Origin of the sequence: Legionella quinlivanii, from assembly GCF_900461555.1 — a bacterium.
GTDB classification, from domain to species: domain Bacteria; phylum Pseudomonadota; class Gammaproteobacteria; order Legionellales; family Legionellaceae; genus Legionella_C; species Legionella_C quinlivanii.
In genome coordinates, this window is sequence record NZ_UGOX01000001.1 from 2,513,669 (window position 1) to 2,540,170 (window position 26,502).

Here is a 26,502-nt window from a genome sequence, read left to right on the forward strand (position 1 = left end):
TGGGATTAATATTGTTTATAAACCTGTGGATAAAATGTAAATATCATTCAAAACCCTAATAAACTTCAGGGCTTTGCCAGATTGTGAATTATGGGGATAACTTGCACATAAACACAATATGTACTAAAATTTAATCATGATCGACACAATATATTGTGTTTTTTGACTCAAGCGGATAAAATGTTCTGCTCTGAAAAATAAAAACACAATAATTCTGGAGCGAACATGTCAGAACTTCTTGAGCCGGTAAAAGATGTGCCGTACATAAGTCAACTGGAATTGACCGCCAATGCCCCTGGTGCGATTAAAACCATTAAACGCAATGGGAAAGTGGTTGATTATGACGCGAGTAAAATCAGAATTGCCCTTACCAAAGCCTTTCTTGCAGAAGAAGGCGCTGCCGCTGCAACCTCCGATCGTATCCGGGAGCAAATTGAAGAACTGACTAATCAGGTCACTCAAGCCTTTAAGCGACGCATGCCCACTGGTGGAACCATTCATATTGAAGACATCCAGGATCAGGTTGAGTTAGCCTTGATGCGCAGCAGCCATCACAAAGTGGCGAGAGCCTATGTGGTATACCGCGAGAAACACCGGGAAGCGCGTGAAGCCAAGCTGCAGCAACAGGCCAAAGACAGCAAGGTTCCCTTAATTGTCATGCCGGACGGAGAAAGCAGGCCGCTTGATATGTCCCGTGTACAGACCATTGTCGAGGAAGCCTGTCGAAATCTTTCCAACGTTCAGGCGGAGCCGGTCATTAAAGACGCATTACGTAACTTATACAATCAGGCTAAACTGACAGAAGTTCATAAAGCCCTGATTATGGCTGCCCGTGCGCTGGTTGAGCGTGAGCCTAATTATACTTATGTCAGCGCACGCCTGTTGCTTGACAGCCTGCGCAGTGAGGCACTGTCTAAATTAGGTATGCAGACTGAGGCCACTTTTGATGAAATGAGCAATCTCTACCCTGCTTATTTCAAAGCCTATATTGCTCAAGGCATTAAACAAGGCCTGCTGGATCATAAACTGGGTGAATTTGATCTTGAAAAACTGGCAAAAGCCTTATTACCGCAGCGCGATATGCAATTTACCTATCTGAGCCTGCAAACACTTTACGATCGCTATTTCATTCATGAAAAAGGCATTCGCTACGAATTACCACAAGCCTTTTTTATGCGTGTCGCGATGGGGCTGGCTACTCGTGAAGCCAATCGCGAAGCCAAAGCCATTGAGTTTTATCAATTGCTATCCTCATTCGATTATATGTCATCAACTCCTACTCTGTTTAATTCCGGTACGGTCAGGCCTCAATTATCGAGCTGCTATCTGACGACAGTTCCTGATGATCTGGATGGCATTTACGGTGCCATCAAAGACAATGCCTTACTGTCCAAATTTGCAGGCGGGCTGGGTAATGATTGGACTCCAGTTCGTGCAATGGGTGCTCATATTAAAGGCACTAATGGAAAATCACAGGGTGTTGTTCCCTTCCTGAATGTAGCTGACGCAACCGCAGTAGCAGTGAATCAGGGCGGCAAACGCAAAGGTGCTGTCTGTGCTTATCTGGAATGCTGGCATCGCGATGTTGAGGAGTTCCTTGAGCTTCGCAAAAATACCGGTGACGATCGCCGCCGTACTCATGACATGAATACAGCGCTGTGGATCCCTGATTTATTCATGAAACGTGTCCATGAAGAAGGCGAGTGGACGCTGTTTTCTCCTGATGAAGTACCCGGCCTGCATGATCTCTACGGTCAGGCGTTTGAAGCAGCCTACAAAGAATATGAGAGCAAGGCACGTCTTGGTGAAATTCATAATGCCAAAACAATTCCCGCGGTTAAACTATGGCGGAAGATGCTTTCCATGTTATTTGAAACAGGCCACCCCTGGCTAACATTTAAGGATGTCTGTAATCTTCGCTCACCCCAGCAGCATGCGGGCGTTGTTCATAGCTCCAATTTGTGTACGGAAATCACTTTAAATACCTCCAGCGAGGAAATCGCGGTTTGTAATCTGGGCAGCCTTAATTTACCGGCTCACATTAAAAACGGCAAAATTGATCGTGAAAAATTAAAACGCACCATTACAACTGCTGTTCGTATGCTGGATAATGTGATCGATATTAATTACTATTCCGTGCCTCAGGCTCGAAACTCCAACTTAAAACATCGTCCAGTCGGTATGGGTTTAATGGGCTTTCAGGATGCGCTTTATGAAATGAAGCTCGATTATGCTTCACAGGAAGCTGTCCAGTTTGCTGACGAATCAATGGAGTTAATCAGTTATTATGCCATTGAAGCGTCCTCTGACCTGGCCAAAGAGCGCGGCAGCTACTCCACCTATGAGGGTTCATTGTGGAGCAAGGGCATTCTGCCGATTGATTCTATCAACTTATTGCAGCAGGCTCGCAGCAAATACCTGGAACAGGATCGCTCACAACGTCTGGACTGGGAAGGTTTGCGTGTGAAAGTCCGTACTCAGGGAATGCGTAACTCCAATGTAATGGCGATTGCTCCCACTGCAACCATTTCCAATATCTGCGGCGTTTCGCAATCCATTGAGCCTACCTATCAGAATCTCTATGTTAAATCGAATCTGTCCGGCGAATTTACCGTGGTTAATCCTTATCTGGTTGCCGATTTGAAAGCATTGAATCTCTGGGATGAGGTAATGGTCAATGACCTGAAGTACTATAATGGTAGTGTACAGCCTATCAGCAGAATCCCTGATGAATTGAAATCGCGTTATGCAACCGCGTTTGAAATTGACCCCCTGTGGTTAATTGAAGCCGGTTCACGACGTCAGAAATGGATTGATCAAGCCCAATCATTGAACGTTTATATGGCAAAACCATCCGGTAAAAAGCTGGATCAGCTCTATAAGCACGCCTGGTTACGCGGTTTGAAAACCACCTATTATCTGCGAAGCCTTGGGGCAAGTAATGCAGAAAAATCCACAGTTACAGACGGTGCGCTCAATGCAGTCAAGATTGATGAGCCTAAAGTATGCTCTATCCTTGATCCCGATTGCGAAGCGTGCCAATAAAGGAGAATTCCATGTCAGAATTACAAGAAATATTAAATGCCCCATTATCTCATATGGGGGCAACCGGCCTGGAAGCTTTAGAGATGGGTGCAGGACGCATTCATGTTGATGATAAGCAAATTATTAATTGCCGGGCTGATTTAAATCAGCTCGTACCTTTCAAGTACAAATGGGCGTGGGATAAATACCTGACCGGCTGCGCCAACCATTGGATGCCGAATGAAATTAACATGAGTGCCGATGTCGCCTTATGGAAAGATCCTAACGGGCTAACCGAAGATGAGCGCCTGATTGTGCTTCGCAATTTGGGATTCTTCTCCACAGCCGATTCATTAGTTGCCAATAATCTGGTATTAGCGGTTTACCGGCATATTACCAATCCCGAGTGTCGTCAGTACCTGCTTCGTCAGGCCTTTGAAGAAGCACTGCATACCCATGCATATCAGTATGTCATTGAAAGCCTTGGATTGGATGAAGCGGCGGTCTTCAACATGTATCGGGAAATTCCTTCGGTGGCGACCAAAGCAGCCTGGGCCCTGCCCTTTACCCAAAGTCTGGGTGATCCGAACTTCCATACCGGTACGCCGGAAAATGATCAGCGCCTGCTGCGTGATCTGATCGCATTTTATGTGGTTTTTGAAGGGATCTTTTTCTATGTCGGCTTTACCCAGATTCTGTCAATGGGCCGTCGAAATAAAATGGTAGGAACCTCTGAACAGTTCCAATACATTTTGCGCGATGAATCCATGCACATGAATTTTGGTATTGATGTGATTAATCAAATCAAAATCGAAAATCCGCATTTGTGGACACCCGCGTTTAAAGAAGAAATCATTCAGTTGATTCGTCAGGGTGTAGAACTCGAGTATCAATATGCCAGGGATACCATGCCGCATGGTATTTTGGGAATGAATGCCGAAATGTTTGAAGAGTATCTCCACTTCATTGCCAATCGCCGTTTAAGCCAGATTGGCTTGCCAGAGCAATATCCTGGCGCCGAAAATCCCTTCCCCTGGATGAGCGAAATGATGGACCTCAAGAAAGAGAAAAACTTCTTTGAAACCCGTGTCATTGAATATCAGGCAGGCGGTACATTAAACTGGGATGACGAATAACCTGCAATTCTGTGTTAATTAACTTGCTGTCCTTAAAATTTTCTCTCCCCTCAGGGGAGAGGTTTTTGTCATCCCTGCGAAACATTATTGCGTAAATAGAACCAAGCAACAAATAGGTCGTCTTTGCGAACAAAGTGAAGCAATCCGGATCGAAACTTGGACAAAGTAAGGAGATGGATTGCTTCGCTAACGCTCGCAAAGACAGCTTTTTGTGCACCTATCTTCATTTACATAACAACGCCTTCGCAGAGGTGACAGTTCAATATAAACTGAGTTTAAAATTCACCCCTCATCCTATTTTCAAAAAAGCTATTTTTTGACAAAAATTCTTAAAAAATATAAAATCCGCGCAAATTATAAACAATATCGATTTAGAGGTAATTCGTGCAATCAACAGCAATTATTCAAGCCGCGTTAACCAAGGATAAAGAACACAAAGTGTTATCTGAAAATGATTATATGGTTTCTGTTTTTAAAAAGGCTCTCCCGAACTCGAGGGGCAATGTGTTAAATGAATTTGTCAGTTTCCTTGAGTACCGCAGGAGTGGAACCTGGCTGCTCAGAGAGAGCCGCACCCCTGGTATGATTACCCTATCCTTCGTAACATTAAATCAGCCAGTCAAACACCAGCGCTATGCCTACTGTAATAACGAATGGCTCATTGTCACCAGCGAGTCAATTGAACAGACGAAATGCGATCCTTCTTTTAAACCGCATTACAAAGAAACCCTGGAAAAAAAAGAAACTGAAGACGGTCAGGAAAAAACAATGCTGTCCTCTTTACTGGATAAAATATTCACGAAGTTTCCGGAAATCGTCAAAGATAGATTACTTTTACCCACAGAGGAGCAAGCCTCTTCAAACTCAAACTACATTCATCAAAGCCCTTATATTCACTGGCATGAGAAAGCGTTACCGAGCCCCAAAAAGTATGTTGAACCTCTGAAAGGTCTTGACAAAGCTATGAGCGTACTGCGCATGGCAACAGGAAGTATTAATTACTGGGATAAAACCAAACCCTCTCTATTTCAAAGGTATCAGGAACTAACCCTTCCCGATCTAAAACTGTTCAAAAACGCTTTAAACCAGCCCTTTCCTTATGAATCCGGAATTGCCAAAGACATGAAGGATTTATTTTCAACATGGCTTCAAATAAACCGACTAGAGGAAGATTTATTTTGCCCTGTGGAACAAGAGCTTTTTAGTGAGCCTTATGTGCTTGAATCGGGATATATCTTTAATAGCTCGGTATTATATCATAATGGAAAGCATCTTGAGAAATGTCCCATCACCCGCAAGGAAATAGAGCAAAACCCCTCGCGCCTTAAAGGATACCGCAGTAAATTGGCGGAAGCATTGCTTATGTTTTATGATGGGATCGCGGCCTATCAGAAATCTCAGACCACTTTCCTGCCGCATCAAAGGCCGCCAGAAAATGATCAGAAAGGGCAGCCGGAGGTCGATGAAAAAGAAGCTGAGAAAAACGATAGCCAATTTCGCTATTAGTCGTCGACTTGCCTGTGCCTTTGTCTTCCATAATAACAGCTTCGTAATTAATAATGGATTTACATCTATGCGGGACAGCTTTGCTGCATAAATGAGAATAATGCACCAAACTGTCTTTGCGAGCGTCAGCGAAGCAATCCACTTCCAGCTTTGTTCAAGGTTCGATCTGGATTGCTTCGCTGACGCTCGCAAAGACGACAAGTTAGTAACAACGCCTTACCGAAATGAGAGCATTAATACATTGACTAACTGCTTCCCCGCTGTTCTATTACCCAAAACCGATTGCACTTTCCCTGCTGCTCCTTATAATAGCTTTATTCGTAAAATAAACAGGAACAACAATGCGGGCTTCACAATGGTTTTTACCGACTCTTCGCGAAACACCAAATGATGCAGAAATTGTGTCACACCAGCTGATGCTTCGTGCAGGTATGATTAGAAAACTGGGTTCAGGACTTTACACCTGGCTGCCTATGGGTCTTAAAGTGTTACAAAAAGTCGAACAAATAGTCAGAGAAGAAATGAATCGCTCACAGGCCATGGAAGTTCTTATGCCCGCTGTTCAACCAGCCGAACTCTGGCAGGAAACAGGACGCTGGGATACTTTTGGCGGCCAGTTATTAACAATGACTGACAGCAACGAGCGTCACTACTGCTTCGGCCCCACTCATGAGGAAGTCATTACCGACATTATGCGTAATGAGTTGCAATCCTATAAGCAATTGCCCGTGAATTTTTACCAGATTCAAACGAAGTTCCGTGACGAAATAAGACCGCGTTTTGGAGTAATGCGTGCCCGTGAGTTCATAATGAAAGATGCCTATTCTTTCCATCTAAGCCAGGAAAGTCTTCAAAAGACCTACAATACAATGTATCAAACTTACTGCAGAATTTTTGATCGCTTAGGCCTGCGTTATCGCGCAGTTGAAGCAGACACAGGAGCAATTGGCGGCTCCGCTTCGCATGAGTTTCAGGTCCTGGCTGATTCAGGTGAAGATATTATCTTTTACAGTAATGAGAGTGACTATGCCGCCAATGTCGAACAGGCTAGCTCAGTGATTCCTGCAAAAGCAAGTCCTGATTTGAGTCATGATATTCAACTGGTTGATACCTTGAATATGCGCTCAATTGACGAAGTCGCCAGCCATTTAAAGATTCAAGCGGCTGAGATGGTTAAAACCCTGATTGTAGAAGGACAAGAGCATCCATTGGTTGCACTGGTTTTACGCGGTGATGACGAGTTGAACGAAGTCAAAGCTGCCAAACATCCACTGGTGAAATCCCCGCTGCGTCTGGCTGACGATACAATGATAAAATCCTCACTGGGAGCGCCTGTCGGCTCTCTGGGTCCTGTGGGCTTATCCATTCCTGTCATTGCGGATCATCATGCACTGGCCTTGGCTCATTTTGTCTGTGGCGCGAACATCGAGCATAAACACTATACTCATGCTTGCTGGGGAAGAGATGCTCAATACCAGGATGCCTATGATTTACGCAGCGTTAAAGAAGGCGATTTGAGCCCGGATGGCAAAGGCAGATTATCTTCCTGCCGCGGAATTGAAGTCGGCCATGTGTTCCAGCTAGGTGATAAATACGCAGCCGCAATGAATGCTTCGGTCATCAATGAAGACGGTCAATTACAGGTCATGCAAATGGGTTGTTACGGCTTGGGTATCTCACGCGTAGTCGCTGCGGCTATCGAGCAGCATCACGATGAGCGAGGAATATTATGGCCCATGGCAATCGCCCCCTTCCAGTTGGTGATTATCCCGATTAATGCTCAACGCTCTGAAACTGTGAGAGATGCAGCCGAAACACTATACAGGCAACTCACTGAGCTCGGTGTTGAAGTATTGCTGGATGACCGCAATGAAAGACCAGGCGTATTATTTGCAGACTCTGATTTGGTAGGTATTCCTCACCGTCTGGTCATCAGCGAACGTCATTTAGAACAGCAGTCTGTAGAATATAAGGCACGGAATAAAGAAGAGCTTAGTATGATTCCGCTGGCTGAGGTAAGTGACTTTGTGAAACGTATATTAACTGCTAAATAAGTGAGTGGCCCGGTTGCCATGCAACCGGGCAGCTTAAATAGCTAAGTTGAGTTTTTTTGATAGCTTTAGATGGCTAAAAATAATTTATCTTTACTTAAATTTATTCAATTCATATTTCCGATTAAATTTCAATACATTGCCTGCAAAACATCATTAAGCAATGCCACAACCTCTTTCCTTATGATTTGAGGCGCGAAAGTGTCTGTCAAAAAATAAAGAAATGAATTCGGATTAAATTGCCACTAATAGGAACAAGTTTAACACTGGCAATCTTATCCAGCTTTCGTATTAACTGATTTTATTTGCTCAGCATGAGCAATAATGGGTCTATATAGTATAATTGTAAGAACCGGAGAATCATTGTTCGTAAATTATGAAAACTCGAATGGCAGATAATAGGAGAGAGTCAATGCCCCTACCTGATCCATACCATTTATTTGAATACAAAAGCGAGGAGTGGCCTTATCGGAGCTTCGAGGAGCTTTTAAAGACTCATGACTTAGCAAACGTGAATATTGAGCCTCAAAATAAAAGCGCAACCGATGAAACCATTCTACCTAATTTCCTCCATTATCTGTTCGTACTTAATCCGATTCCGGATACTTATAAAGACATGATTGCAGAAGGTAAAAAACAAAATCCTCACTATCGCTTTACTTTGTGGGTGGATAAGCACGTTTATGAAAAAGAGGAGTTTGAAAAACTAAAGCAATGGGCAAAAGACAACTCTATCCATTTAGTAGACGTTAACAGCAGTGTCGGAAATTGTTTAGGGGATGCAGGCCTTTTATATCAAATGGAAATGAAAAAAAAATGGCCTGGAAGTGCCACTGATATGTTACGGTTAAAAATTCTTAGTCATTTTGGCGGTATTTATAGTGATACGACCGATATTGTTTGTACAGGAAAGTTATCCGATAATGTTGCACTTTCGCATGGGGTTAACCTCAGTACCTACGGTCGTACCTTTTTTGAAGAAGACCCTTTAGAAAGCTTGAGAAAATATAATGCGTATGGATGGCCGGAGCCACGCGTAAGGACTGTTTTTAACAATGACTGGATAGCAGCAGTACCAAATAGTCCATTCATTCAAAATGCCATTGCTAGATTTCAGGAAAATTATACAAAACCATTAACTGAACTATTAACAGGTAAGTATGTAGACATTACAACTGACCGTAGCCTATACGATTATCGTGACTATCAACACACCCCTATGCGAGCTTTCAGTGCCCAGCAGTTCAAGTTCGAATGGACAAAAGCAATGGCAGGTCCTGGCAATTTAGGAGCAGCTGTCTCTGATTTATCACAGGAAGCAGTAGACGCTATTCAGAACCAAGATTTAACAGATTATCCTGATACCAGTAAGTTTTTATTTTCCCTGGCTAGTACATGGGCAAAAAATCCTCCCCAGCGGAGTTCCAACAGTCTGACAGAAGAAGAAAAAGAAAAGAACAGACAATATCACATTACATTTCAATTACACCAATTAGTGATCGAGCCCAGAAGAATATTTTTTGAACTTTATGAGCATACTTCTGATCTTGAACGTGAACAGTTACTTAACAAACTTTTTGGAGATTTCAGAGATCAATTGGAAGATGTGGAATACATTGAAATCAATTGGGGATCTCCTGTTAACAGCTATTCTATTGAAACTATTGAAAAAATATTAGATCCAGAATTTTTTCCTAAATTGAGTTATAAGGATATATTCGAAGATTTTAAACAAGGAATTCCCGCTCCTGATCAAATTATCGAGAATTTAAGAGAGTCCACTCAACTAGGGAGCGATGGTGTGGCATACAGGAAAGCCGTAGCCCAATACCTTCATGAATATTCCCTTTATAAAACTTCCTGTGTCGACCCAGAAAAATTAAAGGTCATTCAGGCTGCCTGTAACGACAGCAATCCCTATTTGACGAAGGCTGAAATAAAACTGGTAAATGAGACAACGGATATAGCTTTTATCAATAGCAACCTTATACCAGAGATAAATAACTTTATCACTAATCAGATTAAACGCCTGGAAGGTGCTTTTTTTAAAAATAGCCAGACTATAAGTAAACTCGAACAATTTAAGGCACTTCAAGCAGAGTTTAAGGCATTTAAACTGGAAGATATACATTCTATGCATAAGTTCTATTCTTGTGTCGAAAAAGTTCATAGTGCCTCAAACTTTCGGCGCTATGAAAAATTCGATAAAGCCAGGGCTTCCTTCTTTTCACCAAAAGAAACCACTGCGGGCACCGAATTTGATACGCTGATAAGGCAATCGCTCACAACAAACGCTAACAAATTAACAGACCAAGTGATAGAGTGTACGCTAGAGAGTCTTGATTTAACTAACAACTCAATGACCCCTACTTAGAATTAGATGGATTATAACCACTTTGTTGTTTTTGGTGGTTCCGACTAGTGAACCTTCCTTCAAATAACAATCCGTGAACCGACGGTCAGGCGGACAAGACGCTATTTAATAGTTTTTTTGTATAGTCTTCCTGGGGCGACTTCATAATCTGCTCTACACTGCCTGTTTCCACCGCTTTGCCATTGCGCATCACCAGGACTTCATGAGCAATATAAGACACCACTGACATATTATGCGTGACAAATAAATAAGAAACACCCAGCTCATATTGCAATTCTTTAAGAAGATTCAGAATCTGGGCCTGTACCGAGACATCCAGCGCACTGGTTGGCTCATCACATATTAAAATCTCTGGTTCAGTCGCCAGCGCGCGAGCGATACAAATCCGCTGTCTTTGACCGCCTGAGAACTGATGAGGATAACGGTTTAAGCAATTACGTGGCAAATTGACCTGCTCCAGTAATTGCTGTTGGCGGTGATGGATCAATGATTTGGATAATCGCTGGGCAATCATACCCTCTGCGATTATTTCGCCAATAGTTAAGCGCGGATTTAACGAAGAAAAAGGATCCTGAAATACAATTTGTACTTTTTTACGATAAGCCCTGAGATCCCTGCCTTTAATTCTCTGAATATCTTGTTCTTTGAATCGAATTTCGCCGGAAGTCACAGGCTGTAGTTTTAAAATGCTGCGGCATACAGTTGTTTTTCCACATCCAGACTCGCCCACTAATGCCAGTGTTTTGCCCCTGTGCAAATCCAGGGATAAGCCATCCACTGCATTAATCAGAGACTGACTTCTTTTAAACAGCCCCCCTCCCACTGGAAAATAGACTTTTAAATCATTGACTGATAAACAGACTGGCGTCTCCTTTTCCTCTATATTCCATAAGGTCTGGGAAGCATTCAGCGCAGGCAATTGCTTCAATTCGGGATAAAGATGGCAACGGATACGATGCTCTCCCAACTGTTGTATCAGCGGTGTTTCTTTATGGCAACGTTCAAAGGCATAAGCACAACGAGGATGGAACAGGCAACCTTCCGGTAAATTATCCAATGACGGCACAGCGCCTGATATAGTTTGCAGACGGCCAAACCGTTTTTCAAACCTGGGCAAAGAGGCCATTAATTGCTGTGAATAGGGATGTTTCAAATGACTGAAGAATTCTTCAACTTCCGCCGCCTCGACTAATTGACCGGCATACATCACACAGACCCGGTCAGCGACCGCTTTTACCACTCCCAAATCATGAGTGATTAATAACATGCTCATCTGCCGCTGTTGCTGCAGTTTTCTTAATAGCTTAAGGATTTGAGCCTGAATGGTCACATCCAGGGCGGTAGTCGGCTCATCGGCAATCAGAATGTCGGGTTGATTCGCCAGTGCCATTGCGATAACAACACGCTGCTTTTGTCCTCCAGACAGTTGATGTGGATACTGCTGCAAACGAAGTTCTGGATCTGCAATCTCAACTTCTGTCAGCAAATCAATCAAACGTTGTTTTAAGGCACTGCCTGATAGCTTCTGATAACGGCAAACGGCTTCAGCTAACTGTGCGTCAATACGAAGCACCGGATTTAAAGCGGTCATCGGTTCCTGAAAAATCATCGCCAGACGTTTTCCTCGTAAAGCCCGGATTATCTTTTCAGGTAAATCAAGTATATCTTTATTGTCGATTAAAATCTGACTCTGCATGCCATATCGGGCCGTTGCCGGCAGTAAACGCATCAAACCTAAAGCAGTGATTGATTTACCGCAGCCAGACTCACCCAGTAAAGCAAGCGTCTTTCCGGGCAATAATGAAAAATCGAGTTCTTCGACCGCTCGGGTGGTTTTGGCTCGCGTTTCAAAATAAATAGATAATTTCTTTACTTCTGCCGCATCATTTAATTGATTCATAAATCAGGTCGCAATAAAGGATTAATTATCGCCTCAATCAAGCTGGCAAGTTGTTTCAAACAGTCAAGTTTTACGCTTTGTGAGCGATGAAACAGCGCAATAGTTCGGTATGGAGCCGGCTCAGCGAAAGGAAATGTTTCAAGCTGTTCTGAATTGTTTCTGACGGCTAAAGCAGGCAATAAAGTAACACCCAAACCCGATTGCACCATTAAACGCAATGTTTCAAGACTGGTTGCGGTAAAGTCCACACCTGTATTGGCTCTGGCAGTTCGACAGATATCCATCGCCTGCTCTCTGAGGCAATGTCCCTCTTCCAGCAGCAGTACTGTTTGCTCTGTTAAATCACTCAGCTCGAGAGGCGCGGCTTTAGAAAACGGGTAATCTTTGGAGCAGGCGAAATAAAAAGGTTCTTTGAAAAGGGTAATCGATTCAAAATCTGCTTCCACCGGCATTGCCATTATAGCCGCATCAAGCTCACCCAGTGCCAATTTGGATGTCAGGCGATGAGTTTGTTCTTCAATTAACCAGACGCGAAGCCTGGGAAAACGTTTTTGAATCTCAGGCATTATCAAAGGTAACAGATAAGGAGCCAGCGTAGGAATTACACCAAGACGCAGTTCACCCGAAAAGGGATCGGATAATGACTGGGCCGTCTCCTTTAATTGTCGGGTCTCATGCAAGACAGATTGAGCCTTTTCCAGAATTTTTCTACCGGCCTCCGTTAAAATCACTTGCTTATTAGACCGTTCAAACAGCAGGACACCGAGCTCATCCTCCAGTTTTTTAAGCTGCATGCTTAAAGTAGGCTGACTGATATGACAAAGCCTGGCTGCCTCGCCAAAATGCTGTGTTTTTGCCAAAACGATAAAATAGTGCAAATCCCGTAAATTCATGTGCATCCAGCAAAATTAATCAATATTCATGCCTGCATTAAACCAAGCTCAGTTTTATTCTCAACTGTCCATCCCTGGGCTGGCTAGAATACCAACTGAGGAATGGATTCCCCCCTTCGCGGGAAGGCCTTGTTGCGTAAATAGAAACAGTAACTAAGCCGTCGTCTTTGCGAACGAAGTGAAGCAATCCAAACCAAACCTTGAGCAGGGCTATGAGTTGGATTGCTTCGCTGACGCTCGCAAAGACAGCCTTTTGCCGTCCTGGTTTTATTTAGGCAACAATGCCTCGTGGAATGACATAATTCCTTAATTCAATGGCAGTGTAACCCCTCTCCACTGAAGGAAGGATTTTAATACACATCCTCACATTAGAATGACACACTTTAATAAATACTCGTAAAAATTCCGACTTTTTCTCGCCTTTTTTTTAAAGCTATGTCAAAATTTACGTTTTTTATCCAAAAATAAACCAATGGATAAGAGCTAACCAATTCAGAAATCCTAATAAATATAATAACGAATGAAGTCATTAACTAGTCTACACTCCCCCCGCTTTCTCATTTGGCTGGTAGGAGTCTCCTTTGTATTGTTTCAATTTTTTTTGCAATTGTCATCTGGCGTCATTATAGGCGCGATCATGCAGGAAACGCTGATCTCCGCATTTACCGCAAGCTTGCTAAGCAGTGCTTTCTATTACATTTACACCAGTCTGCAAATTCCTGCCGGGATGCTGTTTGATCGCAGAAATACGCAAACCATTCTGACTACTACCGCCTTGATATGCAGCATCGGCTGCTTTATTTTTGCCAACTCAATGAATATTTATCTGCTATTTTTTGGCCGAATCATTATTGGAATGGGCTCGGCTTTTGCCTTTGTGGGATTGTCACATCTCTTGCGCCAGCATTTTTCATTGCGGCAGTTTGGCTTTTTAATTGGCTTATCAGAAACCCTGGGATTTATCTCCACTATGTTCGGTATTATTGGGCTGGGTATATTAGTCAGCTACTTCGGATGGCGTGAATTCATCAATTCAGCTGCCCTGGTGGGCTGTCTGATCGCCTTTTTCGCCTGGCTTTTTATCCCGGCAACCACCTCTGTACAACCAGGAAATTATTCAATTGCTGATTCACTGAACATTATCATTCGTTGTAAAACCCAGTGGGCTAACGGCTGTTTCGCCGGTCTTGGGTTTACAGTTATCACAGTTTTTGGCGCAATGTGGGCCATTCCTTTTATCCAGGCTAAACTGGGATGCAGTCTGAAAGAAGCCAGCGTCATCGATTCCATGCTGTTTTTAGGAGCAGCCATCAGTTGCCCGCTTTTTGGATATTTGAACGCCTGTTTGAAACAAAGAAAACCGCTGATGTTTATTTCTTGCACTCTGACGGCTATCTTGCTTTATATAACGCTTTATTTCCCATATAACGATCCGGTGCTGATGAGCGTTTTGTTTTTTATGACCGGGATTAGTTGTGGTTCTTATATGCTTTCCTATACTATCTCCAATGAAATTTCGCCCCAAGGGGCACTGTCCACCAGCACAGGATTTACAAATACACTGGCCATGCTCACTGCTCCGATTTTCCAGCTGGTTACCGGGTTTCTTCTTGACCTGTATGGCGGCCCGGAACATCACTATAGTCTTCAGGCTTATCAGATTGCCCTGGCCGTTTTGCCAGTGAATTTATTAGTTGCGAGCTGTCTGGTTTATTTTTTGCCGGAGAAAAAAGCGAAATAGTCTAATCGCTGTCAGCTCACTGTTTTATCGACACTGATCTGACTCAAATCATTTTTACTAATCGCACAAAACCCCGGGCGCATCCCTTTGGTTAAGCCAAGGATTATACGGTGATTTACAGTTTTATCGAATAGCATATCTTCCAGAGAGAGCTTCACTTTTGGAGATGAGATTTGAATTTGCCAGCTGCCTTGCTTTTCCTCTTTAACGGTTACCGATTGCGCCATATTAACTGCTTCTCCCTGATCATTTCGCCAGCCAGCCACAGCCGCTTTCATCGCATCAGGCTCTTTCATGTTAACTGAGTAAAAGGCACTTCCATCGTTAAACTGACACAAAACCCCCATGAACAAAGGTTTGCCCGCCTCTGAAGAATTGGCCCAGACTTGCCGAAACCAGGCTTTGGACGCAGTCACAAACTCTTCCTTGCTTCCACTTCCTGTTTGTAAATGACCATTCAAATGACCGGTTTGACTAATTTGCAATTCCACCCCGCTTTGAAGTTTTTGCTGCTTTGCTGAAGAAGTCTCGGCTAAACCCAGCATATCCACTTTAAAATTAAATCCTTTATTCTCTTTGCTTTTTACACCAAAAATCCAGCTGTCGTTAATGGGATAATAATGGAGAAAGATTCTGCCGGCTTTCAGCGAGGCTTTATCAGCCGCATCGACCTGACCATCACTTTCTTCATAAAGTACTACTTCCTTGGTTGTCCCATTAATTAATGTTGCAAAAGCATGCAGATCTTTATCGTTACGCTGTATTTCCAGATAATATTGATATCGCTCGTCATTCTCATTAACCACGATTCCGGCAAAAGTCCAATTGGCCTGTAAAGCATCAAGGGATGGAACCGGTTTGCTGACCGGCACTTCAGCAGTCGCGATTAATTCCGCATTGGAGCCGCTCTTTACCTCAGCCGGTTGGGTATCCGCATAAATAAGACCGGTTAAAGCCAGATAAAATCCCGGGATGTATAAAGAAGCTCGCTTCATCTCTGATAACCTTTCAAATGTTGATTCGACCACAAAGCCTGCCAGAATGAGGGAGCTAATCTGGCTTCTACCGGTAAAAAATACCAATTATCCGCAGCAAACGATTTGCACTTAACCGCATCTTTTTCCGTCATAATGACGGTTTTTTCCGAAAAACAAAGATCGCTTGCATTGTACTGGAAGTGATCTGGAAAAGGATATTGCCTGCAAATGATTCCCTCTTCTTTAAGAGTAGTAAAAAAGCGGGCCGGATGTCCAATACCCGCCACAGCAGCTACAGGCATTTCCAGAGATTTTGCATTAATGCTATGTCCGCTTGCCAGATGCTGTATAGCTCCCGGGTGTATGCTCATCGCATGCGCTTCCTGCCACTGACCGCCATTAACGACCACCAAATCAGCAGTTTTGAGCCGAGACGGCCTTTCGCGCAAAGGGCCAGCCGGGAGACAAAAGCCGTTTCCAAGACCTCTCAAACCATCAATGACTACAATTTCAATTGCCCTTCCCATGCGATAATGCTGTAAGCCATCGTCACTGATAATAATTTCCGTTTGGAATTTTTCCAGTAAATAACGAATGGCCTCTACCCGTTTTGGTGCAATAACTACCGGGCAGGATAATTTACAAGCGAGCAGCAAGGGTTCGTCACCGACCTCAACGGCAGTGTCTGTTGATAAAACCTCATGCGGAAAAGTAGTTATTGATGCGCCATAACCACGACTGACTACCCCTACCCGCAATCCTTTGCTCTGAAATTCCTTGACCAGCGCTACTACCAGAGGCGTTTTACCGACCCCGCCAACGCTCAAATTACCGACTACAATCACAGGCACTTCAAAATGCTGCTGTTTAAATGTCCGCAGATAGAATCGCTGCAGCATGCTAGCAAACTGATAAAAAAGAGAAAGCGGCCAGATTAACCAGCCGAACCGCCTTGAACCATACCACATTTTTTCCAAACAGGACTGTATCAAACTAGCATTTCCTCTTCATGGTTTACACCAAGGCCCTGGGCATTGTAAAGCTGTGCATAGTGGCCTTCTTTTGCCAAAAGCTGCTGATGAGTGCCCTGCTCTACTATTCTTCCCTGATGCATCACAATAATCTTGTGCGCTCGTTGTATGGTTGATAAACGATGGGCAATAATTAATGTGGTTCTATTCTTCACCACCTCATTTAAGGCTGCCTGAATAGCCCTTTCTGATTCACTATCCAATGCGGAGGTCGCCTCGTCAAGAATCAGAACAGGGGCGTCTTTCAAAATGGCTCGAGCGATGGCAAGACGCTGCCGTTGCCCGCCCGATAAGAGGATGCCGTTTTCACCGACCCGAGTATTATAACCTTCAGGCAATAAACGAATAAATTCATCAGCATAGGCTTTTTTTGCCGCCTCGATAATTTGCGCCTCAGTTGCCTCAAAACAGCCATAAGCTATATTATTGGCAAGGCTGTCATTAAACAAGGTAACCTGTTGACTCACCAGGGCAATCTGTTTTCTGAGACTGGCGAGGCTTATGTCTTTTAAAGGCACACCGTCCAGCAGAATGCGCCCCTGGTTCACTTCATAAAAACGCGGCAGCAAACTGGCAATAGTCGATTTGCCGCTACCCGAATGGCCTACCAGAGCCACGGTCTCGCCCGCATTGATTGTAAAACTGATTTCATGTAATACAGGAGAACCCTGACGATAGGCATAACTTACCTTGTCAAAAATAATATTTCCCTTAGCTCCTGCGCATAAGGTTTTACCCTTATCCGATTCAATTGGCTTGTCCAGCAAGGAAAACACACTTTCAGCACCCGCGAGGCCCCGCTGAATGGTAGCATTCAATGTCGTCAGGGTTTTCATGGGTTTTATCAGTTGCAGCATGGCCGCAATAATTGCCAGGAATGACCCGGCAGAAATGGTGATTACGGTAGTCAGCTGAATGGCAGCCAGAATAATTAATGCAATCCCCACTGCAATAACAAACTGAACTCCAAAAACATTGATTGCTTTAGTGACGGCAACCTTCATATCATTTTGACGTGAGAGCTCGGTTGCACGATTAAACTTTTTGGTTTCATAGTCTTCACCGCCAAAAATGCGTACCACGCCATAGCCATCAATTGCCTCTGCGGCAATTTCTGTAACCAGGCCCATCGTTTTCTGTAATTTATGGCTGATTCGGCGAACCCGCTTATTGGTAAAGTTAACAATTATGCCAACGAAAGGAATCGTCAGTAAAAACATCAGTGAGAGCTGCCAGCAGATAATCATCATCACTGCCAGCAAACCAATAACAAGACAGGTATTCTGAACAAAGTCAGTCAGGGCGTCCGCGCTGACCTGAGCGACCTGCTCCACATCATATAATATCTTTGATAAAAGCTGGCCGGAGGTAGCTTCATCATAATAATCAGCGGGCAATCTTAATATATGGGAAAAGACTTTCTGCCGTAAAACTTTTACTACCGAGCGCGCTACCCAGGTCATGCAATAACTGCCCAAAGAACTCATCAGACCACGCACAGTAATACCGACTAAAATAATCAGCGGAATTTTCTTAACAAAGCTCATATCAATATCGATGAATCCTTTGTCAAGAAAGGGACGCAGCATGTATGTGAGGCCCGCGTCAACCAGCGAATAGAAAATATTGGCGGCAATTCCCAGTAATAATACGAGCCAGAATGGTTTAACGTCTCTCATTAGGCGCCGGTAAAGAGAACTGGTGCTGGTGGTGAATTTTTCGGTCATAAATAAAACTGAATAGCTTTAAACAAGGGCAAATTGTAACGCCATTTGCACGAAGTACCAAATTTACCTGTAGAAGAGCATTCAAAAGCCGTCTTATTACCCTTGATCTTTTTTTAATCCTTTAACCAATTGAGAGATCAATTGGTGGCCTTTGTAAATTAATCCGGTATAAACCTGTAACAGAGAGGCTCCGGCATTAAGCTTTTCCTTAGCAGCATCAACAGATTGAATGCCTCCAGCACCAATTATAATCAGCTGGTTGCCAATGGCTTCTTTAAGAACGCGAATGCATTGTGTTGAGCGATCCTGTAACGGTTTTCCGCTAAGCCCCCCCATTTCTTTGCTTTCCGGAAAATTCTCCACACCCACCCGGGTACAGGTGGTGTTTGTTGCGATAATTCCGGATATCCCGCATTGTGCGGCCACATTGGCAACAATCTTTAACTCTTCGTCGCTTTCATCCGGAGACAGTTTGATCACCAGAGGTACAAAGCGTTGATGCTGGTCTGCCAATCGTTTTTGCTCATCCACGATACTCGTCAGCAATTGAGTCAGCAGCATTTCCTGATGGAAAAGCCGTAAATCGGGAGTATTGGGTGAAGAAATATTAATCGTAATATAGGATGCACAGGTGTAAATTCTTTTCAGGCAAAACAGATAATCATTAACCGCTTTATCCATTGGAGTATCTTTATTTTTGCCAATATTGATACCCAGGATCCCTCTGTAAGAGGATTTCTGAATATTATTGACTAATACGTCGACTCCACGATTATTAAACCCCATGCGGTTTATCAGCGCCTCTGCATTGGGCAATCGAAAAAGACGGGGCTTTGGCATCCCCGCCTGTGGACGCGGTGTAACCGTCCCTACTTCGACAAATGAAAACCCCAGTTTAGCCAAGCCATCAAGATGCGATGCATTTTTATCCAGTCCGGCGGCCAAGCCGACAGGGTGATTAAACCGCATCCCCAAAACGTCAACCGGTAAGGAAGGAGCTTGTCTGAAACAAAAAGCAGGCAGCGAATCAAGTACAGCCAAGGTCATGTGATGCGCTTTTTCGGCATCCATAGAAAACAATAACGGACGAATCAGTGAGTACATTCCCTCTCCTTTCAGAAAATCAGGGTAACTACTTGGAGTTAAATTAAACTGTCATCCCCCGAAGGCATTGCGTAAATGAAGACTGGTGCACAAAACCGTCTTTTCGAGCTTAGCGAAGCAATCCAGCGCCTTACTTTGTTCAAGTTTCGATCTGGATTGCTTCACTTTGTTCGCAAAGACGGCAAGTTAATGCCTGGTTCTGTTTACGCAACAACGCCTTCGCGGGAATGACAAAACTTAATGGCTATAAATCTGGTATGCTTCTTTAGTTTCCCAAGATTATCATTCTTTCCTCTTCCATGAAATCATGACTGCTCATCCATTGCTGTTATTTAAAAATCATTGCTATGATATTCAAGTGTAGTACAGCCCTTTGACATATTGGATTCTTGTCAAACCACAGCACGATGCCAGCCTTACCTGGTTTATCAGTTAATTGACAAAAGGAGTTGTTAATGATTGAGATTGACCCTGATAATTTGAATGAGCTGTCCAAGCCTCTTATGAGAATTTTGCTCGCATCTACAAACGACCCGTTGTTTGGACAGGGGGTCCACTATGTTCCATTGTATAGCAACCTGCTTCCAGAAGGCGAAAACCAGGTCACTATTCCTGTTCTGGTTAAAAAAGCCTTTCTCGCTAAACCCAGCAAACAATATCCCGGTGAGTTCACCCTTGATATTTTCTCTGATCAAATAGGCTCAGGCACTTTCGCGAAAGTTTATAATTCAGAGGGGAAAGTGAAAAGTCGTCTGGATTTCAAATTCATTAAAAGAGAAAATGACAAGGAAGCCGTGATTAAGGCACTTCGATATACTGAAGAGGACCGGAAAAAAATTACAAAAGAAGCCCAGCGAGCCAGTCTGGGTGATGCAATAAAATGCAAACCGCCATTGTTCAGCAATCAATGGGCCTTTTTAGTAATGAGTAAAGCCAAGGGAATTCCGCTCTCTCGTGTGATTGATAAGATGAAAATCGGTGAGATCAATCCCACCCTGCGCCAGATGATCCTTGCAACAAAGTCAATTCTAATGCAGGTTGATACGGTTCAGCAAAAAAAATACGGACATCGTGATATTAAGCCTGCTAATATTTTACTGGATCTGCCCAATGGCAAAGCAACATTGGTAGATTTTGCTTTTGCCAAAGAACTGAAACATCCTCAGACGCATTGTAAAACTAATAAAGGAACCCCTCTTTATCTTGCACCCGAGGTGTATAGGCATGGTTATATTACCTCGCAATGTGATGATTATTCCGCAGGTCTTTGTCTCGCCGAGTTATGGGGAGACACACTCCTGGATCTCATTTCCATTAGTGGTGACGCCAAACGGTTATATCGTCGAAATCGTGAAGAAACATTTAAAGATCTGTACGCTCGAATGAACTTGTCAGAAACGGCTAAAATCCTTCTGGACACTCTGATTTATGGCTTGACCCGATATAATCCAAAATGTCGACTGACAAGTAAGGATGGAATCGCTTTATGTGACCAATTACTGCAAGAGGCAAATCTGGATGAATTGATTTATACCCCTCCTACCCCTGAAGAAAGAGAACAGGAATTCGAGGACGAATTGATAGGCAATTTATCAGATTGCATTATTGATATACCGGGAGACTGTGATCTGCTCAGTTATGGATTATCTCATTAAGAAGATCCAGAGCCACTTCAGCAGTGGCTTTGTCAACTCTATAATTCGCACTCCTGCGCATAAATACGCAGCATAACATTACCCTTCTCCTGTAGATGATAGGCGACTGTGCGTAATTCAACACCATAATTTTTCTGCTGTAAAACTAGCAACACCGGGCCTAATAACGGCGAAGGAGTACCAAAGCGATCAATAAGAGGAAATACTCTCAGCTCTTTAGCCACCCGCGTCAACTCCTGAATTACTTCAATATGAAAATCAAGACTCTGATTGTCCAGTCCTGCAAACAGATAATGGGAACTCAGGGCCAAATCAAAATGAAAGCTGTCAAAAGGCAAATGGATCTGTTGAATTCCCTGATAACGCTTGTCATGCTTTCCTTTCTCATAGTCTGAAAAAAAGGCCTCCATTCCCTGCCGTCTTTTTTCAACCAGGCCATCCAAACCGCCATAATCAGCAAAATCGTATTTGTCGTGATCCTGTTTAACACGTGCAATCATATCTTCAAATACCAGGGAAGTTTTGGTTTTTAACGTGGCGAGATCCAAAGAAAACAGGGGATCACAGCTTACGCAGGAACTGGTATAAGCCTGAACCTCTGTATTAAAAGCGCTTGGGCCACAACCGAATTCGAGTAGATTGGATTTCAGATCGTCATCACTTAGATCAAACATCTCGCGATAATCATCAACATGATGTCCCCAAAGTACCAGTTTGCTCATGTACACACCTCTTCTTCTTTTTGAACGCATTGGATTTTGCTGCGATGATTTCCTGTGCTAAGCTAAAAATCTCAATAATGCGTTTAACAAATAAAATCAGGTTGAAAGTTAAACTTGATTGGGTATAGTCTAGCTCATTTGCTCCATGAATGTGAGTGCTGAAAAAACAAACAGGAAAAACAAGCCGCTGTTTTTTTATTCATTGACTTGAGCATGGCCTAAGTGATTATTGCTAGGACAGCTCCTTACTACAGGAAAGTCATCATGTATACTGGTTTACAATTTCAGTTAGGCGAAACAATTGATTTATTACGCGACAGTGTTTACCAATTTGCCCAAAAAGAAATTGCGCCTTTGGCTGCCAAAATTGATGAGGAAAACAAGTTTCCCCATTTTTTATGGCGTAAATTAGGAGAAATGGGCTTGTTAGGGATCACCGCCGGTGAAGAGTATGGCGGAGCCGATATGGGTTATCTCGCTCATGTTATCGCTATGGAAGAGATCTCGCGCGCATCGGCCTCAGTCGGTTTAAGCTTCGGTGCCCACTCCAATCTTTGCGTCAATCAAATATCCTTAAATGCCAATCCGACACAAAAAGAAAAGTATTTACCCCGGCTGATAAGCGGGGAGTTTGTAGGGGCATTAGCCATGAGTGAAGCCAATTCCGGCTCGGATGTCATGAGCATGCAATTACAAGCGAAACGTTCCGGCGATCATTTTATCTTAAACGGCACCAAAATGTGGATTACTAATGGTCCCGATGCCGATATACTGGTTGTCTACGCCAAAACAGAGAAAGATGCAGGAAGCAAAGGCATTACTGCATTTATTATTGAAAAAGGCTTTCCAGGATTTAAAACAGCACAGAAATTAGACAAACTGGGAATGCGCGGCTCCAACACCTGCGAACTGGTTTTTAATAATTGCGAAGTTCCTGCTGAAAATATTCTTGGCGAATTGAATCAGGGAGCCAGAGTGCTGATGAGCGGCCTGGATTATGAACGAACCATTCTTTCCGCAGGCCCTGTAGGTATTATGCAAGCCTGCCTTGATGTGGTTTTGCCTTACGTTCATGAACGTAAGCAATTTGATAAACCTATCGGTGAATTTCAATTCATTCAGGGCAAACTGGCTGACATGTATACGCAGCTTACCGCCAGCAGGGCCTATGTATATAGTGTTGCCGCTGCCTGTGACAGGCATCAGGTAAGCCGCAAGGATGCAGCCGGAGTGATTTTATACACTGCAGAGAGAGCAACACAAATGGCATTGGAAGCCATTCAGATTTTAGGTGGAAATGGTTACATAAATGAATACCCGACCGGACGACTGCTGCGAGATGCCAAACTCTATGAAATAGGCGCTGGAACCTCGGAAGTCAGACGAATGCTGATTGGTCGTGAACTTTTTAAAGAAACTGAATAAGGAAAAATTCAAATGGATCAAAATGATGTTGTCATTATTGCCGCAAAAAGAACCCCAATGGGAGGAATGCTTGGTTCTTTATCCAGTTTAACCGCACCTGAGCTGGGAGCGATTGCTCACAAGGCCGCAATGGAACAAGCCAATATTAATCCTGCAGAAATAGATCAGGTCATTTCCGGTTGTGTGTTACAGGCAGGGATTGGACAAGCTCCAGCCAGACAAGCGGCGATTAAAGCAGGCATACCCCATTCAGCAGGTGCAACCACCATTAATAAAATGTGCGGTTCTGGTATGAAATCCATTATGCTGGGTCATGACATGATCAAGGCAGGCTCCGCAAATGTAGTTCTGGCAAGCGGTATGGAAAGCATGAGTAATGCCCCTTATTTATTAGCTAAAGCCCGCTCTGGCTATCGCTTGGGCCATGGCGAACTGAAAGATCATATGTTTCTGGATGGTTTGGAAGATGCCTATGAGCGTGGACAATTGATGGGCTGTTTTGCTGAAGCGACTGCTCGTCATTTCCAATTCAGCCGGAGCCAGCAGGATGAATACGCGGTACGCTCTTTAACTCGCGCCTTGCAAGCTCAGCAAGATGATGCCTTTCTGTCAGAAATTACAGCGGTGACCATTGCCGGACGCAAGGGCGATACCATTGTATCCCTGGATGAAGGCCCGGATGAAAGCAAACTTTCCAAGATTTCACAATTAAAACCCGCCTTCAAGGCAGATGGAACAGTGACCGCAGCAAACTCCAGCTCTATTTCCGATGGAGCAGCCAGCATCATTATCACTAGCGCCGGACACGCACGAAAATTAGGCATCAAACCGATGGCGCGTATTGTTGCTCAGGCTACTCATTCTCAAGCTCCCGAGTGGTTCACCACAGCACCTGTTGACGCAATCCGCAAAGTTATGAATAAAGCAGGATGGCAGCATCAGGATGTTGATTTATTTGAAATCAATGAGGCTTTTGCTGTTGTGGCTATGGCGGCTATCGCGCAACTGGAACTGGATGATTCCAAAGTTAATATTCATGGCGGCGCCTGCGCCCTGGGTCATCCAATTGGAGCATCCGGCACACGCGTGATGGTGACTCTGCTGCATGCTCTGCAAAGACAGCAAAAAGCAAGAGGTATTGCAGCACTTTGCATCGGTGGAGGCGAAGGGATAGCAATGGCCATTGAGCTGGTGTAATACTTGCAATTCAAGAGTCTGTCATCTTATGTGAACGCAGGATGACAGATTCGCTTTCATGTGTGACTATTTGTTAAATCTTTGTTGTTTTAAATGGAGAGTTATGCTTAGACAAAGCCTTATTTATCTGGTTCTAACCATTTTGGTTGTCGTATTCGCCAAATTTGCACACACTCTTATTCTTTATATCGATTTGTTTTATACCTACATCAATATAAAACTTAGTCCTCTGTTCACTCATACCGGAGTGGGTGTATTAATTCGCAAAATTATTCTACTGACTTTTATACCAATTATTATTGCATTGGTTCCCGCCTTGATTTATCGTCCAATTAAGGGAAAACCAATGCCTTATTTTCTCGAATTAACCTGGTGTTTATGGCTAGTCATTGTACTCAGCAACATTTTGATACGTTAAGGTAAATCAATGCCAAAGTTAAGCAGTCAAATTAACCCTGCAAGCAAGGATTTCAGAGAAAATGCCGCTGCGATGCAATCGCTGCTGGACAACTTGCAGAATACCATCCAACAGATTGCTCTGGGGGGAGATGAAAAGGCAAGACAGCGCCATTTAGAGCATGGAAAATTATTACCACGAGAGCGCTTGCAGCAATTACTTGATCCAGGCAGCCCCTTTCTTGAATTATCACAACTGGCCGCCTACCAGGTCTACAATGATAATGTTCCCGCAGCCGGAATAATTACCGGAATTGGGCGTATTCATCAAACTGAATGTATGATTGTCATTAATGATGCCACCGTTAAAGGGGGAACTTATTATCCTCTAACAGTAAAAAAACATCTGCGCGCCCAGGAAATCGCTGAAAAGAATTCTCTGCCCTGCGTTTATCTGGTAGATTCAGGAGGTGCTTTTCTCCCGCGTCAGGATGAAGTATTTCCTGATCGCGATCACTTTGGCCGTATTTTTTACAATCAGGCCAATCTTTCAGCGAAAAACATTCCGCAAATAGCGGTTGTAATGGGTTCCTGTACCGCAGGGGGTGCTTACGTACCCGCAATGGCGGATGAATCGATTATGGTTAAAAATCAGGCCACTATTTTTCTGGGCGGCCCTCCCCTGGTCAAAGCCGCAACCGGCGAAATAATCAGTGCCGAGGAGCTGGGCGGTGCCGAGGTGCATTGCAGACAATCGGGGGTCGCCGATCATTATGCTGATAACGATGCACACGCCCTGCATTTGGCACGGGTCGCTATCAGTCATTTGAACCGGCAAAAACCGCGCGTGCTCCAGCGAAGAGAAAGCGTAGAACCACTTTACGATAGCAGCGAATTAAATGGTATCATTCCAACTGATCTGCGCAAGCCTTTTGATATTCGCGAGGTTATCGCGCGAATTGTGGATGGTTCAGAATTTGATGAATTCAAAGCATTGTTCGGAACCACATTAATCTGCGGTTTTGCCCATTTATATGGCTATCCTGTGGGTATTGTGGCTAATAATGGAATATTATTCGGTGAAAGTGCTTTGAAAGGCACACATTTTATCGAGTTATGCTCTCAGCGTAATATTCCTCTTATATTCCTGCAAAATATCACTGGCTTTATGGTCGGTAGTAAATACGAGGCAGCCGGAATTGCCAAGCATGGCGCAAAAATGGTTACCGCAGTTGCCACCACGCAGGTGCCTAAATTTACTGTGATTGTCGGCGGAAGTTTTGGTGCGGGAAATTATGCCATGTGCGGCCGTGCTTATGATCCGCGTTTTTTATGGTCCTGGCCCAATGCACGAATTTCGGTGATGGGCGGTGATCAGGCTGCCAATGTTTTAGCGCAAATCAATCGCGATAAACACAGTAAACATGCCACCGAATGGCCGCCTGAGCAGGAAGAAGCCTTCAAAGCCAGTTTGCGCGCACAATACGAAGAACAGGGGAATCCCTATTATGCAAGTGCCAGGTTGTGGGATGACGGCGTCATTGCCCCTTCTGACACTCGGCGTATTCTGGGCTTAGGCTTGTCTGCGGCTTTAAACGCCCCGATTAATCAAACCCGATTTGGCATATTCAGAATGTAAGGAT

At 43.8% G+C, this 26,502-nt stretch carries 18 protein-coding genes; 11 read left to right on the forward strand and 7 right to left on the reverse strand.

The window, feature by feature from the left end; translation table 11 throughout:
* Positions 1–225 precede the first annotated feature (225 nt).
* The 5 genes from DYH61_RS10705 (at position 226) to DYH61_RS10725 (ending at position 10,091) form a co-directional block, all read left to right on the forward strand.
* Complete coding sequence (locus DYH61_RS10705) at positions 226–3,045, forward strand: ribonucleoside-diphosphate reductase subunit alpha (protein WP_058507521.1); 2,820 nt, start codon at positions 226–228, stop codon at positions 3,043–3,045.
* Between the two features lie 11 nt (positions 3,046–3,056).
* Positions 3,057–4,160, forward strand: a complete 1,104-nt coding sequence (locus DYH61_RS10710; protein ID WP_058507522.1) for a ribonucleotide-diphosphate reductase subunit beta — start codon at positions 3,057–3,059, stop codon at positions 4,158–4,160.
* Between the two features lie 384 nt (positions 4,161–4,544).
* Positions 4,545–5,666, forward strand: a complete 1,122-nt coding sequence (locus DYH61_RS10715) for an RING finger protein (protein ID WP_058507523.1) — start codon at positions 4,545–4,547, stop codon at positions 5,664–5,666.
* A gap of 341 nt (positions 5,667–6,007) precedes the next feature.
* Positions 6,008–7,720: a proline--tRNA ligase gene (locus DYH61_RS10720; protein WP_058507524.1), complete on the forward strand. Its 1,713-nt coding sequence runs from the start codon at positions 6,008–6,010 to the stop codon at positions 7,718–7,720.
* Positions 7,721–8,129: 409 nt separating this feature from the next.
* Complete coding sequence (locus DYH61_RS10725) at positions 8,130–10,091, forward strand: glycosyltransferase (RefSeq protein WP_058507525.1); 1,962 nt, start codon at positions 8,130–8,132, stop codon at positions 10,089–10,091.
* Positions 10,092–10,176: 85 nt separating this feature from the next.
* Here the strand turns inward: DYH61_RS10725 and DYH61_RS10730 are convergent, their stop codons facing one another.
* On the reverse strand, positions 10,177–11,991 hold the full coding sequence (locus tag DYH61_RS10730) for an ABC transporter ATP-binding protein (RefSeq protein WP_058507526.1): 1,815 nt from the start codon (positions 11,989–11,991) through the stop codon (positions 10,177–10,179).
* On the reverse strand, positions 11,988–12,884 hold the full coding sequence (locus DYH61_RS10735; RefSeq protein ID WP_058507527.1) for a LysR substrate-binding domain-containing protein: 897 nt from the start codon (positions 12,882–12,884) through the stop codon (positions 11,988–11,990). The genes DYH61_RS10730 and DYH61_RS10735 overlap by 4 nt, the downstream gene beginning before the upstream one ends.
* Before the next feature lie 586 nt (positions 12,885–13,470).
* On the opposite strand from DYH61_RS10735, the gene DYH61_RS10740 reads away from it, so the two are divergent.
* Positions 13,471–14,625, forward strand: coding sequence for an MFS transporter (locus DYH61_RS10740; RefSeq protein WP_256595712.1), 1,155 nt, complete (start codon positions 13,471–13,473; stop codon positions 14,623–14,625).
* Between the two features lie 11 nt (positions 14,626–14,636).
* Here the strand turns inward: DYH61_RS10740 and DYH61_RS10745 are convergent, their stop codons facing one another.
* The 4 genes from DYH61_RS10745 to DYH61_RS10760 all read right to left on the reverse strand — a co-directional run bounded on the left by DYH61_RS10745 (position 14,637) and on the right by DYH61_RS10760 (position 19,464).
* On the reverse strand, positions 14,637–15,620 hold the full coding sequence (locus tag DYH61_RS10745; protein WP_058507529.1) for a hypothetical protein: 984 nt from the start codon (positions 15,618–15,620) through the stop codon (positions 14,637–14,639).
* Entirely contained in the window at positions 15,617–16,570 is a 954-nt protein-coding gene (gene lpxK, locus DYH61_RS10750) for a tetraacyldisaccharide 4'-kinase (RefSeq protein WP_058507901.1), read from the reverse strand. Before lpxK ends, DYH61_RS10745 begins: the two co-directional genes overlap by 4 nt.
* Positions 16,571–16,590: 20 nt before the next feature.
* Positions 16,591–18,360, reverse strand: coding sequence for a lipid A export permease/ATP-binding protein MsbA (gene msbA, locus DYH61_RS10755; protein WP_058507530.1), 1,770 nt, complete (start codon positions 18,358–18,360; stop codon positions 16,591–16,593).
* Between the two features lie 96 nt (positions 18,361–18,456).
* A complete protein-coding gene (locus DYH61_RS10760) occupies positions 18,457–19,464 on the reverse strand; it encodes a quinone-dependent dihydroorotate dehydrogenase (protein ID WP_058507531.1) in 1,008 nt (335 codons plus the stop codon).
* 455 nt (positions 19,465–19,919) lie between these two features.
* On the opposite strand from DYH61_RS10760, the gene DYH61_RS10765 reads away from it, so the two are divergent.
* Entirely contained in the window at positions 19,920–21,119 is a 1,200-nt protein-coding gene (locus tag DYH61_RS10765) for a protein kinase domain-containing protein (RefSeq protein ID WP_058507532.1), read from the forward strand.
* Positions 21,120–21,157: 38 nt separating this feature from the next.
* Here the strand turns inward: DYH61_RS10765 and DYH61_RS10770 are convergent, their stop codons facing one another.
* Positions 21,158–21,841, reverse strand: a complete 684-nt coding sequence (locus tag DYH61_RS10770) for a hypothetical protein (RefSeq protein ID WP_058507533.1) — start codon at positions 21,839–21,841, stop codon at positions 21,158–21,160.
* A 264-nt stretch (positions 21,842–22,105) separates the two neighbouring features.
* Here DYH61_RS10770 and DYH61_RS10775 point away from each other — a divergent pair, with 264 nt between their 5' ends.
* The 4 genes from DYH61_RS10775 (at position 22,106) to DYH61_RS10790 (ending at position 26,498) form a co-directional block, all read left to right on the forward strand.
* A complete protein-coding gene (locus DYH61_RS10775; RefSeq protein WP_058507534.1) occupies positions 22,106–23,266 on the forward strand; it encodes an isovaleryl-CoA dehydrogenase in 1,161 nt (386 codons plus the stop codon).
* Between the two features lie 12 nt (positions 23,267–23,278).
* Positions 23,279–24,463, forward strand: coding sequence for a thiolase family protein (locus tag DYH61_RS10780; RefSeq protein ID WP_058507535.1), 1,185 nt, complete (start codon positions 23,279–23,281; stop codon positions 24,461–24,463).
* Positions 24,464–24,566: 103 nt separating this feature from the next.
* The gene (locus DYH61_RS10785) at positions 24,567–24,881 is read left to right on the forward strand and encodes a hypothetical protein (RefSeq protein WP_058507536.1); all 315 of its coding nucleotides are present in this window, start codon (positions 24,567–24,569) and stop codon (positions 24,879–24,881) included.
* 9 nt (positions 24,882–24,890) lie between these two features.
* Positions 24,891–26,498: a carboxyl transferase domain-containing protein gene (locus DYH61_RS10790; protein WP_058507537.1), complete on the forward strand. Its 1,608-nt coding sequence runs from the start codon at positions 24,891–24,893 to the stop codon at positions 26,496–26,498.
* The last annotated feature ends 4 nt before the right edge of the window (positions 26,499–26,502 follow it).

Coding starts and splice junctions, on each gene's coding strand:
- DYH61_RS10710 (WP_058507522.1), top strand. CDS start 3,057: ATGTCAGAATTACAAGAAATATTAAATGCCCCATTATCTCATATGGGG.
- DYH61_RS10760 (WP_058507531.1), bottom strand. CDS start 19,464: ATGTACTCACTGATTCGTCCGTTATTGTTTTCTATGGATGCCGAAAAA.
- DYH61_RS10735 (WP_058507527.1), bottom strand. CDS start 12,884: ATGAATTTACGGGATTTGCACTATTTTATCGTTTTGGCAAAAACACAG.
- DYH61_RS10720 (WP_058507524.1), top strand. CDS start 6,008: ATGCGGGCTTCACAATGGTTTTTACCGACTCTTCGCGAAACACCAAAT.
- DYH61_RS10770 (WP_058507533.1), bottom strand. CDS start 21,841: ATGAGCAAACTGGTACTTTGGGGACATCATGTTGATGATTATCGCGAG.
- DYH61_RS10745 (WP_058507529.1), bottom strand. CDS start 15,620: ATGAAGCGAGCTTCTTTATACATCCCGGGATTTTATCTGGCTTTAACC.
- DYH61_RS10785 (WP_058507536.1), top strand. CDS start 24,567: ATGCTTAGACAAAGCCTTATTTATCTGGTTCTAACCATTTTGGTTGTC.
- DYH61_RS10725 (WP_058507525.1), top strand. CDS start 8,130: ATGCCCCTACCTGATCCATACCATTTATTTGAATACAAAAGCGAGGAG.
- DYH61_RS10790 (WP_058507537.1), top strand. CDS start 24,891: ATGCCAAAGTTAAGCAGTCAAATTAACCCTGCAAGCAAGGATTTCAGA.
- DYH61_RS10780 (WP_058507535.1), top strand. CDS start 23,279: ATGGATCAAAATGATGTTGTCATTATTGCCGCAAAAAGAACCCCAATG.
- DYH61_RS10775 (WP_058507534.1), top strand. CDS start 22,106: ATGTATACTGGTTTACAATTTCAGTTAGGCGAAACAATTGATTTATTA.
- DYH61_RS10765 (WP_058507532.1), top strand. CDS start 19,920: ATGATTGAGATTGACCCTGATAATTTGAATGAGCTGTCCAAGCCTCTT.
- DYH61_RS10730 (WP_058507526.1), bottom strand. CDS start 11,991: ATGAATCAATTAAATGATGCGGCAGAAGTAAAGAAATTATCTATTTAT.
- lpxK (WP_058507901.1), bottom strand. CDS start 16,570: ATGTGGTATGGTTCAAGGCGGTTCGGCTGGTTAATCTGGCCGCTTTCT.
- DYH61_RS10705 (WP_058507521.1), top strand. CDS start 226: ATGTCAGAACTTCTTGAGCCGGTAAAAGATGTGCCGTACATAAGTCAA.
- msbA (WP_058507530.1), bottom strand. CDS start 18,360: ATGACCGAAAAATTCACCACCAGCACCAGTTCTCTTTACCGGCGCCTA.